Annotated in this window: 17 protein-coding genes and 1 pseudogene; 9 read left to right on the top strand and 9 right to left on the bottom strand. The window is 64.4% G+C overall.

What is annotated here, in order from left to right; all coding sequences use genetic code 11:
- Positions 1-41: 41 nt before the first annotated feature.
- From MEBOL_RS28095 to MEBOL_RS28105, 3 genes and pseudogenes are all read left to right on the top strand, one after another.
- Positions 42-995 (top strand): bifunctional UDP-sugar hydrolase/5'-nucleotidase, encoded by a 954-nt coding sequence (locus MEBOL_RS28095; protein ID WP_342747672.1) that lies wholly within the window; start codon positions 42-44, stop codon positions 993-995.
- Positions 996-1,117: 122 nt separating this feature from the next.
- Positions 1,118-1,312: pseudogene (gene rpmE, locus MEBOL_RS28100) on the top strand (50S ribosomal protein L31); the annotation flags it as partial.
- A gap of 296 nt (positions 1,313-1,608) precedes the next feature.
- Positions 1,609-2,952, top strand: a complete 1,344-nt coding sequence (locus MEBOL_RS28105; RefSeq protein WP_245918913.1) for a ligand-binding sensor domain-containing protein — start codon at positions 1,609-1,611, stop codon at positions 2,950-2,952.
- Between the two features lie 40 nt (positions 2,953-2,992).
- Here MEBOL_RS28105 and MEBOL_RS28110 read toward each other — a convergent pair whose 3' ends face one another.
- Complete coding sequence (locus MEBOL_RS28110; RefSeq protein WP_095980334.1) at positions 2,993-3,457, bottom strand: nuclear transport factor 2 family protein; 465 nt, start codon at positions 3,455-3,457, stop codon at positions 2,993-2,995.
- Positions 3,458-3,636: 179 nt separating this feature from the next.
- Between MEBOL_RS28110 and MEBOL_RS28115 the strand changes: the two genes are divergently transcribed.
- Positions 3,637-5,802 (top strand): carbohydrate-binding protein, encoded by a 2,166-nt coding sequence (locus MEBOL_RS28115; protein ID WP_245918915.1) that lies wholly within the window; start codon positions 3,637-3,639, stop codon positions 5,800-5,802.
- Between the two features lie 84 nt (positions 5,803-5,886).
- On the opposite strand, the gene MEBOL_RS28120 is transcribed toward MEBOL_RS28115, so the two are convergent.
- Complete coding sequence (locus tag MEBOL_RS28120; RefSeq protein ID WP_245918917.1) at positions 5,887-6,255, bottom strand: lysoplasmalogenase family protein; 369 nt, start codon at positions 6,253-6,255, stop codon at positions 5,887-5,889.
- 44 nt (positions 6,256-6,299) lie between these two features.
- Here MEBOL_RS28120 and MEBOL_RS28125 point away from each other — a divergent pair, with 44 nt between their 5' ends.
- The 4 genes from MEBOL_RS28125 to MEBOL_RS28145 all read left to right on the top strand — a co-directional run bounded on the left by MEBOL_RS28125 (position 6,300) and on the right by MEBOL_RS28145 (position 8,735).
- The gene (locus tag MEBOL_RS28125) at positions 6,300-6,551 is read left to right on the top strand and encodes an NAD(P)/FAD-dependent oxidoreductase (protein WP_095980336.1); all 252 of its coding nucleotides are present in this window, start codon (positions 6,300-6,302) and stop codon (positions 6,549-6,551) included.
- A 17-nt stretch (positions 6,552-6,568) separates the two neighbouring features.
- A complete protein-coding gene (gene tnpB, locus MEBOL_RS42380) occupies positions 6,569-7,045 on the top strand; it encodes an IS66 family insertion sequence element accessory protein TnpB (RefSeq protein ID WP_218920821.1) in 477 nt (158 codons plus the stop codon).
- Between the two features lie 9 nt (positions 7,046-7,054).
- A complete protein-coding gene (locus MEBOL_RS28135) occupies positions 7,055-7,612 on the top strand; it encodes a dihydrofolate reductase family protein (protein ID WP_095980337.1) in 558 nt (185 codons plus the stop codon).
- Positions 7,613-8,531: 919 nt separating this feature from the next.
- Entirely contained in the window at positions 8,532-8,735 is a 204-nt protein-coding gene (locus MEBOL_RS28145; protein WP_095980338.1) for a hypothetical protein, read from the top strand.
- 14 nt (positions 8,736-8,749) lie between these two features.
- Here MEBOL_RS28145 and MEBOL_RS28150 read toward each other — a convergent pair whose 3' ends face one another.
- Entirely contained in the window at positions 8,750-9,901 is a 1,152-nt protein-coding gene (locus MEBOL_RS28150) for an IS4 family transposase (RefSeq protein ID WP_095980339.1), read from the bottom strand.
- Positions 9,902-10,029: 128 nt separating this feature from the next.
- Between MEBOL_RS28150 and MEBOL_RS41410 the strand changes: the two genes are divergently transcribed.
- Complete coding sequence (locus MEBOL_RS41410; RefSeq protein WP_157775548.1) at positions 10,030-10,194, top strand: hypothetical protein; 165 nt, start codon at positions 10,030-10,032, stop codon at positions 10,192-10,194.
- Here MEBOL_RS41410 and MEBOL_RS41415 read toward each other — a convergent pair.
- The 6 genes from MEBOL_RS41415 to MEBOL_RS28175 form a co-directional block, all read right to left on the bottom strand.
- Entirely contained in the window at positions 10,191-10,976 is a 786-nt protein-coding gene (locus MEBOL_RS41415; protein WP_157775551.1) for a hypothetical protein, read from the bottom strand. The two genes, MEBOL_RS41410 and MEBOL_RS41415, sit on opposite strands and share 4 nt — an antisense overlap.
- Positions 10,977-11,209: 233 nt before the next feature.
- On the bottom strand, positions 11,210-12,076 hold the full coding sequence (locus tag MEBOL_RS28155) for a helix-turn-helix transcriptional regulator (protein ID WP_095980340.1): 867 nt from the start codon (positions 12,074-12,076) through the stop codon (positions 11,210-11,212).
- Positions 12,077-12,096: 20 nt separating this feature from the next.
- The gene (locus MEBOL_RS28160) at positions 12,097-13,155 is read right to left on the bottom strand and encodes an ATP-binding protein (RefSeq protein WP_095980341.1); all 1,059 of its coding nucleotides are present in this window, start codon (positions 13,153-13,155) and stop codon (positions 12,097-12,099) included.
- A gap of 26 nt (positions 13,156-13,181) precedes the next feature.
- Positions 13,182-13,499: a hypothetical protein gene (locus MEBOL_RS28165; RefSeq protein ID WP_095980342.1), complete on the bottom strand. Its 318-nt coding sequence runs from the start codon at positions 13,497-13,499 to the stop codon at positions 13,182-13,184.
- Between the two features lie 5 nt (positions 13,500-13,504).
- Positions 13,505-13,987 (bottom strand): hypothetical protein, encoded by a 483-nt coding sequence (locus tag MEBOL_RS28170; RefSeq protein ID WP_095980343.1) that lies wholly within the window; start codon positions 13,985-13,987, stop codon positions 13,505-13,507.
- Between the two features lie 6 nt (positions 13,988-13,993).
- Complete coding sequence (locus MEBOL_RS28175; RefSeq protein WP_095980344.1) at positions 13,994-14,473, bottom strand: hypothetical protein; 480 nt, start codon at positions 14,471-14,473, stop codon at positions 13,994-13,996.
- Positions 14,474-14,729 lie beyond the last annotated feature (256 nt).

The following is a 14,729-nucleotide window of genomic DNA, read 5'->3' on the forward strand; positions in this document are numbered from 1 at the left end:
GCCACAACCCGTCTGGCGGTCTGGCCAGACGAAAGACGGTCTTGTCGCGGGAGCGCGCGAAGGGGCCGGTGCTGGTGCTGGACGCGGGAAACGCTCTGTTCAAGAACGCCACTCCGGGGACGGATCCCCAGGAGAAGGCGCGTGCCCTTCTCTTGCTCGAACAGATGGAGGCCCTGGGGACCTCGGCCATGGCCGTGGGCGAGAGGGATTTGTCCCTGGGGACGGACTTCCTCCTTCAAGCCCACAAGCAAGCCCCCAAGGGTGGGAAGATGAAGCTCCTGTCCGCCAACCTCGTGGACGCCTCGGGCGCGCGGCTCTTCGACGCGTCCACCGTGGTGTCCGTGGGCGGGGTGAAGTTCGGCCTCGTGGGCGTGTCCCCCGAGGGCCCGGTCTTCCGGCAGCCGGGGGTGGTGGGCCGGCCTCCCGTCCCGGCCGCCCTCGCCGAGGCGCGCCGCCTGCGCGAGAAGGAGAAGGTGGACGTGGTGGTGGTGCTCGCCGCCATTCCGGCCGTGGAGGCCTCCAAGCTGTCCCTCCAGGGGGGCCAGGCCATGGAGTTCATCCTTCAATCCCATGACCGCCGCGCCTCCACCCTGGCGCAGCGCGACGACTACGCCTTCGTCATGTCCGCGGGCGAGCGGGGCCGGCAGGTGGCCCAGGTGGTGCTCTCCGTGGCGGGCCACAAGGGTCCCTTCTCGGACCTGTCCGCGGTGGAACGCGCCCAGCAGAGCCTCAAGGTCATCGAGCAGAACCTCCAGCAGGCGAAGCAGAGCCTCGCCGCCGCCAAGGACGAGTCGGTCCGCGGCACCTGGAAGGAGACGATCGCCGGCCTGGAGGCGCGCAAGAAGGAGCTGGCGGCGTTCCAGGGCCCGAGCGGGAAGGGGAGCGAGCGCACGCTCCGCTTCTCGTATGTCGCCCTGGGGAGCGATGTCCCGGATGATCCCGAGCTCAAACAGCGCGTGGAGCGAATCGAGCCGCCGGGATCCGCATCTCATTAGACGGAACCAAGGCCCGGTCTCGGGTCTTGTGCCCAGGCCGGTGCGCCGTTATAAGCGTCGGCCTACCTCTAGAACGCCAGACCTCCTACCCTCGGGTGGGGGCAAGGCGCAGGGAGTTGAACATGAAGGCCGATCTGCACCCGGTGTACCCCCCCTCTCGCATCACCTGTGCGTGTGGCAACGTGGTCGAGACCAAGTCCACGCGCGGCTCGTTCGCCGTGGAAGTCTGCTCGAACTGCCACCCCTTCTTCACCGGCAAGTACAAGCTGCTCGACACCGCGGGCCGCGTGGACAAGTTCCGCAAGAAGTACGGCGCCAAGGCCGCCATCGGAGGGGGCGCTGCTCCCGCCGAGGGCGCCGCCGAGGCCCCCGCCGCTGCCCCCGCCAAGAAGGGCGGCAAGAAGGCCGAGGCCTAGTCCTCGCTTCTTGGCGTCTCGTCGTCTCCGCGAGCACGGTGCTGGATGCCTCCCACGAGGCCTCCCACCGTGCTCGTGGTGTTTCCGGGCCTTGTGCGCCGCCGTTGGCTGGCATCCTCCTTGCGGTGTCTTCATCCCACATTGGACGGGGTGTCCAATCGCGAGCGGTGAGGGTGCACGTGGGGATGCGGAGTGTGATGAGGTGGGGTGGGGGCGTGGTGGTGGGTGGGCTGGCCGCGGCGCTGCTGTGTGGAAACGAGTTCTCCGAGGATGTCCCCCGGCCGTCCGGTGCCGCGGGGTGGACCTTCCTCGGTCCCGAGCGGGGGGCTCCCCATGAAGTGCTGTCCGTGTCCGAGGACGCGGGCGGCAATCTCTGGGTGGCGGGAGGGGAAGAAGGCCTGTTCCTGCTGCGGCCCGGGGCGGCCACCTTCGAGCGCTTCACCCTGGCGGATGGCTTGCGCCCCTATGGCTACCTGCCAGACGGGAGCGATCCGGTGGGCCCGAAGTACCTCAAGGTCCTCTCCGTGGCGGGAGGCCCCTCGGGGACCGTGTTCGTGGGCTACGCCGGGCAGGGGGCCTGCGAGGACAACTACTACGCGTCCTCACGCGAGCGGAATCCCAACATCTACAAGAGCGGGGACGCGGACAAGGTCACGCTGACGAGCACGGGCATCCGGGTCGTCCACTACGACATCTCCTCGGGCCCGGGCGTGGTGAGCGATGAGGCGGGCGGCCGCGAGAAGATCTGCTCCGTGCTGCGCATCGTGTGGGATCCCCAGCATGGCAACCTGTGGTTCGGGGCCAACCACGCCTTCGCCTGGGGGGACCCCGACTTCCAGGGCAGCCCCACCTGCAACGGGCAGCGGCATTGCTCGGGAGTGGGGGAGCACACGCATCCGTACATCACCGCGAAGGACGCGACGGGGCACCAGTTCCGGCTCACGGACGCGTACTACGGCATCGCCGTGCGTCCCGATGGAGACGTCTGGTTTGGCGGTGCCAACCGCACCACGCGCTTTCGCTACATGACGGTGAAGACTCCCCGGGACTTCGAGGACGCCCGCAAGAAGTCGGAGACCCGCTCCGCCATGGCCAACCGCATCGACGTCTGGCCGGACCGGGTGGATGAGGTGGGCATTCCGGGCCCCCTGGATCGGGTGGACGACAACGTGTCGGGCCTGGCGCTGATGCCAGATGGCTCGGTGTGGGTGGGCTCCTTCGCGTGGGGCCTGGCGCGGATGGATGCCTCGGGCGTGGTGAGGCAGTACGCCCTGGGTTCCTCTCCCTGGCGATACGTCTCCGCGCTGGCGCGTGACCCCAGCGATGACAGTCTCTGGGTGGGTCACCGCTGGGGCGGAGGGATCACCCGGCTCAAGGGCGAGCGGGTGATCAGCCTGGCCCCGGAGCTGGGCGCCATCGCTGGCTTGCCCGTCTGGGACATCCAGTCCGCGGGCACTGGGAGTCAGCGGCGGCTGCTCGTGGCGTTCGGGCGGGATGAGTATGGCCATGACGGCGCCGTGGGCATCTATCAGGGTGAATAGTCTTCTGGAGGACGGCCTCCCGCGTGGAGCCGGTTGACGCTCAGAGACCGAGTTCGCTCAACCCCGGATGACCCTCCGGCCTTGGTCCGAGCGGCCAGTGGAAGAGCCGTTCTCCTTCCTGGATGCGCACGTCATTGATGCTCGCTTCACGCCGCCGCATGAGGCCCTGCTCGTCGAACTCCCATTGCTCGTTGCCGTGTGCGCGGGTCCAGTTGCCGCTGTCGTCGCGGCACTCGTAGACGAAGCGCACCGAGATCCTGTTGTCCGTGAAGGCCCACACCTCCTTGATGAGGCGGTAGTCGAGCTCGCGTTGCCACTTGCGCGTCAGAAAGGCCTCGATGGCCGCTCGGCCCTGGAAGAACTCCGCCCGGTTGCGCCAGCGGCTGTCCTGCGTATAGGCCTGTGCGACACGCGCGGGATCGCGGCTGTTCCATGCGTCTTCCGCGAGGCGGGCCTTCTTGCTGGCGGTCTCGGCGGTGAAGGGGGGAAGCGGGGGTCGGCTCATGAGGTGTTGTTGTAAACCACCAACTCCTTGGAAAGTAAGCCCCAGGCGCAAAGGTAGGCTTGAACCCGCCATCTCCTGACAAGCTGAATGGATTGAAAGACGCGCTTTCCTGGCCTATCAGGGTTGGGTCCCCTGTCCCGCCGAGTCGTGGTCCGGGTTCCGGACACAAGGAGAGTGACGTGACCTTGAAATTCAACATGGCAATGGGAAGCCGTCGGTTCCTGATGATGGGAGTCTGGGGCCTGCTGGTGGTGGGCTCCTCCGCCTGTGAGCCCGCGAACTCGATTCCCTCGGAGCCGCCAACGGAGGTGGGCAGCGGTGCGCTGAAGCTCGTCGCCCAGGGAGTCACGGCGGGCAATCACACGCAGACGTATGTCGCGGCGAACGCGATCGATGGCAATCCCTCCACCTACTGGGAAGGGGCCGCCAATGCCTATCCCCACTGGATTCGGGTCGATCTGGGCAACTCGACGACCATCCATCAGGTGGTCCTCCGGCTTCCGGTGTCCTGGGGAGCCCGGACACAGACGTTCTCCGTCCTCAAGAGCGTCGATGACGTCACCTACACCCCGCTCCTCGATTCCGCCAGCCATGCGTTCAGCCCGAGTGCCGCCAATACGGTCACCTTGAACTTCACGGCGACCCCCGCGCGATACGTGAAGCTGAACTTCACGGCCAATTCGGGCGCGACGGGGGGGCAGGTCTCCGAATTCGAGGTGAATGGACCCACCACTCCACCCCCGACCTCTCCCCGCTCCGCGTTCAGCCAACTGGAGGCGTCAAGCCATGACAGCCAATCCGGAATCCAACTGGAAGCCTCCAGCGAGGGCGGCCAGAATGTCGCCTTCGTCGACAATGGCGACTTCATCGCGTTCAACAACATCGATTTCGGAAGTGGCGCCACCGCCTTCGATGCCCGGGTCGCCAGCAATACGGCGGGCGGCCAGATCGAAATCAGGATCGACAGTCTGACCGGAACGCTCGCGGGGACCTGCGCGGTCCCGGCAACGGGAGGGTGGCAGACGTGGGTCACCCGCTCCTGCGCCGTGAGCAACGTCAGTGGTCTGCACAACCTGTATCTGAAGTTCACCGGAGGCGCGGGAAACCTCTTCAATCTCAAGTGGTTCAAGTTCTCGTCGTCGACGCCTCCACCGACGAGCGGCGGAGACGTCGTCGGCAAGCTGTTCGCCGGGTACCAGGGGTGGTTCAACGCCGCCGGCGATGGCTCGCCCAATAACGGCTGGGTCCACTGGTCGAAAAACAGCAGCGCGCCGGCCCCCAACTCCAACGTCAACTTCGAGCTCTACCCGGACATCCGGGAGTACTCCAAGCTGTATCAAACCCAGCTGGGGAACCTGGGCAACGGGCAATCCGCGAGGCTGTTCTCCTCGTACGATCAGGAAACCGTCGACAAGCATTTCGAGTGGATGCGGACCTACAACATCGACGGAGCCGCCTTGCAGCGCTTCGGCGCCGACGAGAACGATGCGCCGAACGGATGGAAGACCAACCGGGACAGCGTCGCGGTCAAGGTGAAGAACGCGGCGGAAGCATATGGCCGCAAGTTCTACGTCATGTACGACATCACCGGTATGAACGCCGGCAACTGGGTGAACGCGGTCAAGCGCGACTGGACGGCGCAAGTGGTCAATGCCATGCATCTGACCTCGTCCAGCGCCTACGCCCGGCAGGGTGGCAAGTTCGTCGTGTGCATCTGGGGCATTGGCTTCACCGACCGGCCCGGCACGGCCACCGAATCCGCCGAACTCATCAATTGGTTCAAGAGCCAGGGCGCCTATGTCATCGGCGGCGTTCCCACCTATTGGCGCACGGGCAACAACGACTCGAAGGCGGGCTTCGGGGATGTCTACCGGTCGCTCAACATGATCTCCCCCTGGTTCGTCGCCCGCTTCGGGACGCTCGAGGGCGCGGATCACTTCAAGACGAACCAGTGGCAGCCGGACTTCGCCTATACGCAGCAGTACGGAATCGCCTATCAGCCGGTCATCTGGCCGGGCTCCGCCTGGTCCAACATGACCGGAGGGCCCAGGAATGAGAATCCCCGGCTCCACGGCGACTTCATGTGGCGGCAGGCCTACAACCTCAAGAGCGTGGGCATCTCCACCGGGTACGTGGCGATGTTCGACGAGTACGATGAAGGCACGGCCATCGCCAAGCTGGCGGAGAACAGCTCGATGATCCCCAACAACCAGTACTTCCTGACCCTGGACGTGGACGGCGTCTCCGTCTCGTCGGACTTCTATTTGCGGCTGGCGGGCGACATCAACCGGATGTTCTCGGGACAGATTCCGCTGACCGCCAACCACCCGACGACGCACCGTTAGACGCGTCGAGCTCGGACCCGTTCGTGCCCACGGGAATGGCTCGACGCGCTGAGTCGGAACCCCACGGGCGCCCAGCGAAGGGACCTATGCATCTCCTGGTCTCGGCGCGGGGCGGAGGGCGGCGTCGAGAGGCTGGAACTTCGCTAGGCTCCCGAGCGTCTGGGGCGCCCACGCCGACAGGGCAATGCCGAGTTGCCCGGCCCAGTACAGCAGCATGATGGGATAGCCCGCGCCGGTCATGGGGTGGACGAAGAGCTGGAGGGCGAGCAGTCCATCGCTCGTGGCGAACAACAATGAGCCGGCCAGCGCGAACCACTGCTCGCGCCGCGCCAGTCCGGCCTTGCCCAGCATGGCCGTCGCGCGCCACATCATCGTGCAGATGACGACGACATAGGCCGCCACCGGTAGCGCCAGTCCTCCGAGCCGAGGCCAGAGGAACGTCGAGGCACCCACGGCGAGGAGCGGCGAGGCCCAGGGGGACCGACGCCCGCGGAGTGATGCGTCGTCCGCTCGTTGGCGAGCGGTGGATCGCCATCGGCGACGCAGCCCTCGCCTTTGAGCCCATTGCAGCCCACGGCATCAGCTTCGCCCTGTTCAGCGCACAGGCGGCGCACCGCTGGATCGCGAGCCAAGACGCCGAGGCCTATGCGGCGTTTTGCGAGGAGCAGTGGCGTGCCTACCGCGAGCGCCGGGCCGAATTCCATGTGGCGGCGGTGCTTGAGCTGATGGGCGTGCGGGGCGGCCGGTGATTCCGCACGGTGTGGAGGTGTTCGTCGCGCTCGACCTGATCGATCTGCGGTGGGGCCTCCACCGGCTGTCCGGTGTGGTCGCCGAGCGGCTGGGACACGAGGCGCGCAGCGGCGCGCTGTTCGTCTTCTTCGGCAAGCGGCGTGACACCATCAAGGTGCTGTTCTTCGACGGCACCGGCATCTGCCTGTTCTACAAGCGGCTGGACATGGGCACGTTCCGGGTTCCGGTCGCGCCCGAGGAGGGCGCCGCCGTGGTCGCGATCGAGGAGCGAGCGCTCGACGACCTCCTCGAGGGCATCGACCTCGAGGCTCCGTCGCGGTCCCGCCGACGCGACGCCGGCGCGGCGGACACTGCCGAGCCGACGATCGTGACCGCACCGCTGCCGCCGCAGATCCTGCCGCGCGCGCTCGCGACACCTTCGCTCCTGGCGCACATCCTCAGCGACAAGTTCTGCGACGGCCTGCCGTTCCATCGCCAGGAGTGTATGGCTTAGACTCGCCGCATGGGACTCTTGACCTTCAGCATCAACGTCACCCTGGACGGCTGTGTCGACCACCAGGAGGGAATCGCCGACGACGAGACACACGCCTTATTCACCCGCCTCATGGACGAGGGCGGGGCGATGCTGTGGGGCCGCGTCACCTACGAGATGATGGAGAGCTACTGGCCGGCGGTCGCCCGCGGCGATGAGGAGGCGCCGCCGGCGATGCGCGAGTGGGCGGTCAAGCTGGAGGCCAAGCCGAAGTACGTGGTGTCGTCGACGCGAAAGGACTTCCCGTGGACCAACAGCCACCACATCGTCGGCGACCTGCGCACGGGCGTGCAGAAGCTCAAGGACGCGACCCCGGCCGGCGTGCTCCTCGGTAGCGGCAAGCTCGCGACCGAGCTGGACCGGCTGGATCTGATCGACGAGTACAAGTTCCTCGTCCACCCCAGGATCGCCGGCCACGGCCCGACCCTGTACCAGAGCGGGCTGCCCAGCACGCGACGGCTCGAGCTGGTCTCGGCGAAGCCGCTCCGCAGCGGCGCGGTCGCCATGCACTACCGGCGCGCGCGCTGAGCAGATGTTCTTCAAGAACGTGATCGTCGGTGGTGGCCCAGCTCCAGTGCGCGCTTACATCCGCGAGCTCCTGCCGGAGGTTCTCGAGGGAACGATCGAGCCTGGGCGGGGTGTTCGACCGCGCCATCGGCCTCGACGAAGTGCCGGACGGCTATCGCGCCATGGACGAACGCAAGTCGATCAAGGTGCTGGTGACGCCTTGATCGGATGCAGACGCACCGCCGAAGCGAGCCGACCCGCGCGTTGGTAGCTCGCGCGGGACTGCGCCCCCGATGCTCAACAGGGCCCGCGCCCACTCGGGAAGAACGGTCCCATGTGCGTGCGGCTGCCCGCGCTTGCCAGGGCACACGCTATCGTCAGCCTCCCACGGGCTTCTCGCGAGCCCTGGGATACCGGGGAACTCTGGCCGCTCACGTCCGCGAGTGGCTTCACCCAGCTGGGCTGCATGTGCCCTCAGTGTGCGTGCGCCGTGAAGGTGCACTTGACCAGCGGGTGGAAGTCCCGCCCGAGGAGGAAGTCGACCCCCTCGGTAGCTATCTGGCGGGGACGTCGGGCGACTGACGGACTCGAAGCCCAGAGACAGAAGGCCTCGAAAGGAGGTCGAGCGAGCTTGCAGGCCGCAACGTGAGTGAAGCCCGAGCAGGCCCCGAAAGGGCAATCGTGGGAGCCGACCTGACGCACATACAGGGAAGGCCAGGCGCCCGGCGAGAAGGTCGACAGCAACATCGCCGGGTGGACCACCGGGGTAGTGGGGCGCGGCATGTGAGCACACGGTGAAGTGCGCAACACGGGAGACCTGGTCCGAGCGGGGTAGCGACCCGAACACGCCGTAAGGGCGTGGCGAAGGCCAGGAGTCGGAGGGGCCCGTACTACCGATGAAGCGGGTAACGACCGTGGAGGGAAGGGGCCCTGGTTCAGGGTGCTTCGCAAGGGGCAGACGCAGCGGGAGATTGGCGTGAGCCTAACAACCCCTACAAAGCTCGAAGAGCTCCGAGCGAAGCTGTACGCGAAGGCCAAGGCGGAGCCGACGTTCCGGTTCTACGCGCTGTACGACAAGCTCCATCGGTGGGATGTCCTGACGGAGGCGTTCAGGCAGTCGAAGCAGAAGAAGGGCGCCGCCTGAGCCATCCCCTCATTTTATATAAGGCCGAAGGCCTCACGGAAGATGAGTTGCTCGCCGACGAGCTGGGCGAAGCGCTCCATGAGGGGACGGAGCTGGGCCTCCGGCATCATGGGGAGCGACTGGTAGTACATACAGCCCTGACGCCAGAGCGAGTAGGTTCGCGTCTTGTCCGTGTTCGCTTTGAGGTAGCGCTCCATCCCGAGGCTCTCACCCGCTGCTCCCAAGAGGGTCATCAAGGCACACGCCATGGCGCTCACCAACAAGAGTCTGTCCCGCCGGTCGGGTTCGGCGATTCTCATGCTGGACAGGCCCATTCCGAAGCGCAGGTCCTTGATGTCCCGAAAGCTTTCTTCAATGCTGAAGCGGCGCTGGTACAGGCCTACCACTTGCGCCCCCGTCGCCTCCGTCAGACTCGTCGCCAGGCACCACGCCTCCTTCATCCCCTTCTTTTTCACACACACCACCGCCCCCACCTGCTTGCCCTCCGCCGTGACGCGGGCTCCGCGCAGCAGTCGCATCTGTCCCGCCTGGGGCACCCACTCCCCCGCGCTTCTCTTCTCTCCCTGGTCACTCGTCACGGCGATGATTTTGCGGAAGCGCACGACATAGGCGAAGCCCACCTGCTCCAGCAGGGTGTACATCTTCTGGTCCGCGAAGCCCCGGTCCGCCAGCAAGGTGACTTGGACTCGCGAGGGAATCAACTCCCGAAGCCGGAGAATCACGCTGTCTTCCGCGTCATTGCGCAGCCCCTTGAGCGTGGACTTCTGCACGGTGAGCCAGACCAGCGGCGTGGGACGACCGTGCTTCGTCACCAGCGAGGCGACCAGGGTGGTCTGGTCGTCCTCGTCGTAGTCCGTCCAATCCAAGGCGATGAGGACTTCGGCCCGCTCCGCCACGACAAACGGCACCCAGAACTTGAACAGGTGCCAGACTTTCAAGGCGGGGTTGGACAGCATCCGGTCGACTTGCTTCACGCCATGCTTGCCCTTCTTGCCCCGCGCCATGCCCAAGGCCTGTCCAATGGCGTAGACGGAGAGGCTGGCGGCATGAATGACGCCCAGGGTCGCGAGCGACAGGGACAGCACCCGCATGGCGTGGACGTCCGGGCCGAACAGGCCCGAGAGGAAGGCATGCACTTGCTGCTCGTTGATGGCTTTGGAACTCACTTCTCCAGTAGTATCAAAGGCATGACCTCTAGCACCAAGCAGCCAGGCAGCCGCCTCCTCCTCTGGCTAATAAAACGAGGGGATGGCTCAGGGGTACACCAGCACTGGGCTACCAGGAGGGCTTCCTCTTGTGGCTGCTGGGCTGGAAGTCGGGACCGCAGCAGAAGTTGGAGGAGTCCCAGGTGCGCGTTGGTAAGCACGTCTGGCTGCCCTTCCTGCGCGCCCGCCGGTACATGCACTCCCCCCAGTCGCTGGTGGACTGCTCTCTCACTTGGCTCTTCGGGCAGGCTTAAGGGCGAGACCACTTAAGCAACGGGATAGGAACGAGCAGATCGCTATCTGCAGCTAGCTTGCGAAGCGAGTGAACCCATCCAACGACCAAGCCCGGACAGTTGGCGAAGAGCTGGGGAGAGGGGGGGGGCAGCGGCTGACCGGTCATCAGCAGGGGAATGAATGCCGCCTCGTATTTGAGGATGCATGCGAGTACGCCGACGTTCTTCCCCTGTAGTGGCCCATTTGCGACAGCGTCTCGGAACTTTCGGTCGTACTTGCTTTCAATGCTACGACTGAAGAGGTGCGCGAGAGTCGCTGGGGTTTGAACCACAAAACCATTCGCAATCACTGGTTGTTGTGGGTCGATACAGATAACATCGAGCCAATAGTCATTTCCGTCGCTGGTTAGCAGGATATCTGCGTCCTTCGAGCCAGACGCAGCGGAGAATGGTTCCTCGACGCGAATTTGCTGACCGCTCTGACGAAGATATAGCGAGAAAGCAGCTTCCGCGACAGTATCGAGAAACGCACTGTCGTTCGGGTTCTTGACCTTGTTCCAGAACTTGGCCCGAGGCAGTTCAGACGGTGCGAACGATGAAAGAAAGGCTTCGAGCGTAGCAAGATATCCATACGGGTCCGCCACGACATTTTGCCTTGTCAGGTCGGATGCCACCCACCAGCAACTCGCCGCTAGGTTCAAAAAGGCGGACGGGTCAGTAGGCTTCGCCGCCAACTTGGGCAGCGAAGTCCCATTCGCCTGCGCTACTGATTCAAGGTTGGGAAAGGATTGAGTGAGGTCCATGATGCTAATTAGCTTCGAGCCTCATGGTCATTAAGGCAAGCTTCGGCGCATAGGAAAAAATGAAGGCCTTTCTGCGGGGGGCACCGGGCCCAGCAGGGTAGGAGTGGGTAGGAGGGCTGCTGCCGGGTGCCAACCGAGCCGTTGGCCGGGCCGGACCTGCAGGCGCTTTAGGCACACCTGTGCTCAGCCCGGCCCCTGCAGAGGGAGGCAGCCGCGCCTCGGGCGACGCAAGCTCACGTCGTGGGCTTCACCTTTCGAGACAGGTATGAATTCCGCGTGGTGGTCAATTCGCGAATGAGCCTCTCGCGTAATGCCTGGGGGGCGAGCACCTCCGCGTGTTGGCCCCACCCAAGAACCCAGCGAGCAGCTTCTTCGAGATCGGAATCCTCACTGCGTACAATGACGCTGCCGTCGACTTGGGGCTCAAGCGCCTGATCCTTCTCCAGCGGATGCTCGTGCGCGAAGGCGGCGACAGCCGGGGCGAGCCGTACCGAGACTGCGGCCGGGGGTCCTTGCCTGGACTTGAACAATTCATCCACCAGCCCATCCGCGAGGCCATGGGGGAGTTCATCCTGGAACGCGCCCAGTCGGACCTCGGTGATTCTGGAGGCCTTGATGAGGCGCCAACTCTTGAATGCGGGATCCCATGCGAACAAGTATGACGCCCCATGGAACTCTCGGAGTTTCAGAGGAGCGACAATGCTCGAAACGGGACTGGGCAGACCCGGAGCAGTATAAGAGATACGCGCCTCGCGCCGTTCGTCCATGGCCTCGCGGAGCCTCTCCAGGATGGAGGGGAGCGCGGGTGCTCGCCTGAGAGGTGGAAGCGGGAGCGGCGCCTGCGCGACGGGCGCCATGGGCGCGGAGGCAGGGGCTTTCTCTCCGAGATACTTCACCCGGACCTCTCCCGAGGTGTGTTGCGACGTTAGGGGAAGACCTGCCTCCTCGAGGATCTTCAGGTCCCGGTACAAGGTGGGCCTGCTGATCTCCAGTTCCTCCATGAGCTGCCGGATGAACTTCCCCTGGTGGCTCGCGCGCACCAGTTCGAGCAGTTTCCATTGCCGCACAAGCTGTCTCTTCGCCGCGTTCCTTCTCGTCATGACCTCCGGACCTCAGCTGGTCAGAGCTTCTGTGTCGATGCTGCGGCGACCGGATTCGGAGCATGCTGCGCGGGAAGCTCGCGCTGGACGTCTGGAGGCAGTTGGGCCAGATCGACTTTTTCTTCACGGGTCGTGATGACGCGCTCGGGCTTCGAGCCCACGTGCTCGATGGCACAGCGAACAAGGTCGATTTCCTTCAGGATGTCATCGCGGGATACTTGGCGCGCATCGTGTGACCGCCCGACGGCACGGCAGGCCGCCTGAATCAAAACGTTGACCATGAGGCCGCCCGACAAGCCATGGGACTGCGCGGACAGCCAGGCGGGAGTCACGTCCGGTACGCGCGGCAGCTTGGAGGGCAACAACGTGCTCCACAGGCGTTCACGGCACTCCGCATCGGGGAGTGTAAACTCGATGTGTGTCAGGATGCGGCGCACGAAAGCGCTGTCATAGTTCCTGGCCAGATTGGTGGCGAAGATGACGACGCCCTCGAAAGCGTCCAGTTGTAACAGCATCACTGAGCGGCTCACGTTGACACCATGGTCCGCGCTCTGGGTGACTTGAGTCAGACGCTTGCCAAGAACAGAGTCCGCTTCATCGAAGAAGAGAACGGATTGAGTCTCCTGGGCGCGTTGGAATGCTGCGGAGATGTTCTTGGGGGTGTCGCCCACGTATTTAGACTCTATCTCGGCATAGTTGACGCTGATGAGCCGACGGCCAAGGTGGTGGGCAATCGCCTCGGCACAGAAAGTCTTTCCCGTTCCAGGTGGTCCGAACAGGTTGATTACTGCCCGCGAACCCCGTGGATCCACCTCCTTCAATCCCCACTCCTCATACAGCGTCTGGTGGTGATGAATCCGACTGAGCGCTGAGGAGATCTGCTCCTGCACGCTCTTGGAAACGATGAGGTTGTCCAACCGGCGCCGGGGCTCCATGGGAGTGAACATCTCCATGCGCTCACGTTTCGCCGCCTCCGCCGCGTCCCGCGCGGTGGAGGCCGGAGTTTCGGATTCATGTGACGGCCGGGAGTGAATGGCCGCAGCCACCGTGTCCGACTGCTTCTTCCATCCAGTGGGCATTGAAAAGTCCTTCCCGAGCGAAGTGCTCAGTCGACGTACTCCATGACGTCGCGCTTGACCGTGGCTCGGCGCTTGAGTTGATCCAGCACCTCCTGGTCATCGATTTCGTCCATGGAAAGCGAGGTCTCCTTGACGTTGATCTGACCCTGGGTGGTCTTCGCGTAGATCCGACAGCGAACGCCACTGACCACACGATCCAGGAGGATCCATGCGTCCATAAGCCTGCTTTGGTCCAGTCCAAGTTGCCGCAGCCAACTCGCCACGGTGTCCCGGATTTTGTCCCAGAAATGAACAACAAGTCCCACGCCCACGACCGCGCCGACGATCCATAGAAGAGGTAGCATGGGGTTTACCCTGTCATGACGAGTTCGTTGATTTCCCGTGTACGGAGATCTCTCACGTCGACAGTGGCGTCTCCATTGCGGATGAGGGCTTCACGTACCTCCGAGGGCAGGTCATCGAAGTCAACGACTTCCTCCATGACTACCTTGGTGGCTTGTTGCTGCGCTTGGAACTGGGTGATGAGCCAGGAAGTCACCCGCCGCACGTACTGGTTGGAACTCTTGCGATGAATCTCCACGACTGTCTTGAGGAGATAGTCGCAGAGCTGCCGCCATGCATTCTTGACGGTGCGACGTGCCGAGGATGCGACCTTGTCCAGCAACACGAAGGCACTGCGTGCGATGGAGTTGAGCACAGGGATGCGGCGTTCAACCCACGGGAGGAGGGCTTCCTCGGCCCATTGGAGGACGTTGGGCCAGAAAGCAATGGCCACTCCTACCGCAACCGCCAGCACACCCGCCAAGAGACCAATAAAAAGAGGGATAGGCATGGCCACTCAGCTCAGGGGATAGAGTTTGAAGGAGACAAGGGAGCCGCCGTCACGCAGCATATCGGAGCGGACATCCGAAGGCATGGCCTCCCATGCACGCTCCTCACGTGAGATCGACCGCGCAGGCTGCTTGTCCTTGAGGAAATAGATCTCGATCTCCCGCCAACCACGCCGGTCCTCGTCACGAAGGTAGCGCACGGAGACCTTCAACAAGAGCTGCCGGGCTTGAGCTAGGAGGCTCTCGGAGGCGGGGGCACAATCCTTGCGCAGCACCGGATCGTTCTCGCCCACCAGTTCCAGTACGGCGCTCACGCAGGAGGCAGGCGGCTGTTGGAGATGCTGTGCCAGGAAAGCGGCGAGGGTGTCGTAGGTGTCCTTCCGCTCGCGCCGATCATTGACCTCTTCCTGGGTTACGACGGTGCTCCAGAGATCTTGGGCGTTCTTGAGCCACTTGCTCCAACGTGGCGGGGTACTCGGGGGCGTCATGTCCATCTCCTTTCCGCTGAGTGCTCAAGAGTATGTAGCATGGCCCTGTCTCACCTTACGTGAGACAACGTGTCGTCGAGCGGGGAGAAACTCGTTACCTAGCATCCAGCGCCTTGGCGGTTCGCCTATGCGCGGCAGAGCCGAAGCCACAAGAAGCGAGCCCAGCAAGTGAGGCAGTGGCGAAGGTGGAAGCGAAGAAGGGGTAATAGCTCGCCGAGCCCCGTCTGGACGAGGCGAGGAGAGCCAGCCGGGCCAC

Origin of the sequence: Melittangium boletus DSM 14713, from assembly GCF_002305855.1 — a bacterium.
Taxonomy (GTDB): Bacteria; Myxococcota; Myxococcia; order Myxococcales; family Myxococcaceae; genus Cystobacter; species Cystobacter boletus.

Excerpts from the sequence above, each read along its gene's own strand:
- MEBOL_RS28110 (WP_095980334.1), bottom strand. The coding sequence starts at position 3,457 with ATGAGCCGACCCCCGCTTCCCCCCTTCACCGCCGAGACCGCCAGCAAG.
- MEBOL_RS28155 (WP_095980340.1), bottom strand. The coding sequence starts at position 12,076 with ATGACGAGAAGGAACGCGGCGAAGAGACAGCTTGTGCGGCAATGGAAA.
- MEBOL_RS28135 (WP_095980337.1), top strand. The coding sequence starts at position 7,055 with ATGGGACTCTTGACCTTCAGCATCAACGTCACCCTGGACGGCTGTGTC.
- MEBOL_RS28125 (WP_095980336.1), top strand. The coding sequence starts at position 6,300 with ATGCGTCGTCCGCTCGTTGGCGAGCGGTGGATCGCCATCGGCGACGCA.
- MEBOL_RS28165 (WP_095980342.1), bottom strand. The coding sequence starts at position 13,499 with ATGCTACCTCTTCTATGGATCGTCGGCGCGGTCGTGGGCGTGGGACTT.
- MEBOL_RS28105 (WP_245918913.1), top strand. The coding sequence starts at position 1,609 with ATGAGGTGGGGTGGGGGCGTGGTGGTGGGTGGGCTGGCCGCGGCGCTG.
- MEBOL_RS28170 (WP_095980343.1), bottom strand. The coding sequence starts at position 13,987 with ATGCCTATCCCTCTTTTTATTGGTCTCTTGGCGGGTGTGCTGGCGGTT.
- MEBOL_RS28175 (WP_095980344.1), bottom strand. The coding sequence starts at position 14,473 with ATGACGCCCCCGAGTACCCCGCCACGTTGGAGCAAGTGGCTCAAGAAC.
- MEBOL_RS41415 (WP_157775551.1), bottom strand. The coding sequence starts at position 10,976 with ATGGACCTCACTCAATCCTTTCCCAACCTTGAATCAGTAGCGCAGGCG.
- MEBOL_RS28160 (WP_095980341.1), bottom strand. The coding sequence starts at position 13,155 with ATGCCCACTGGATGGAAGAAGCAGTCGGACACGGTGGCTGCGGCCATT.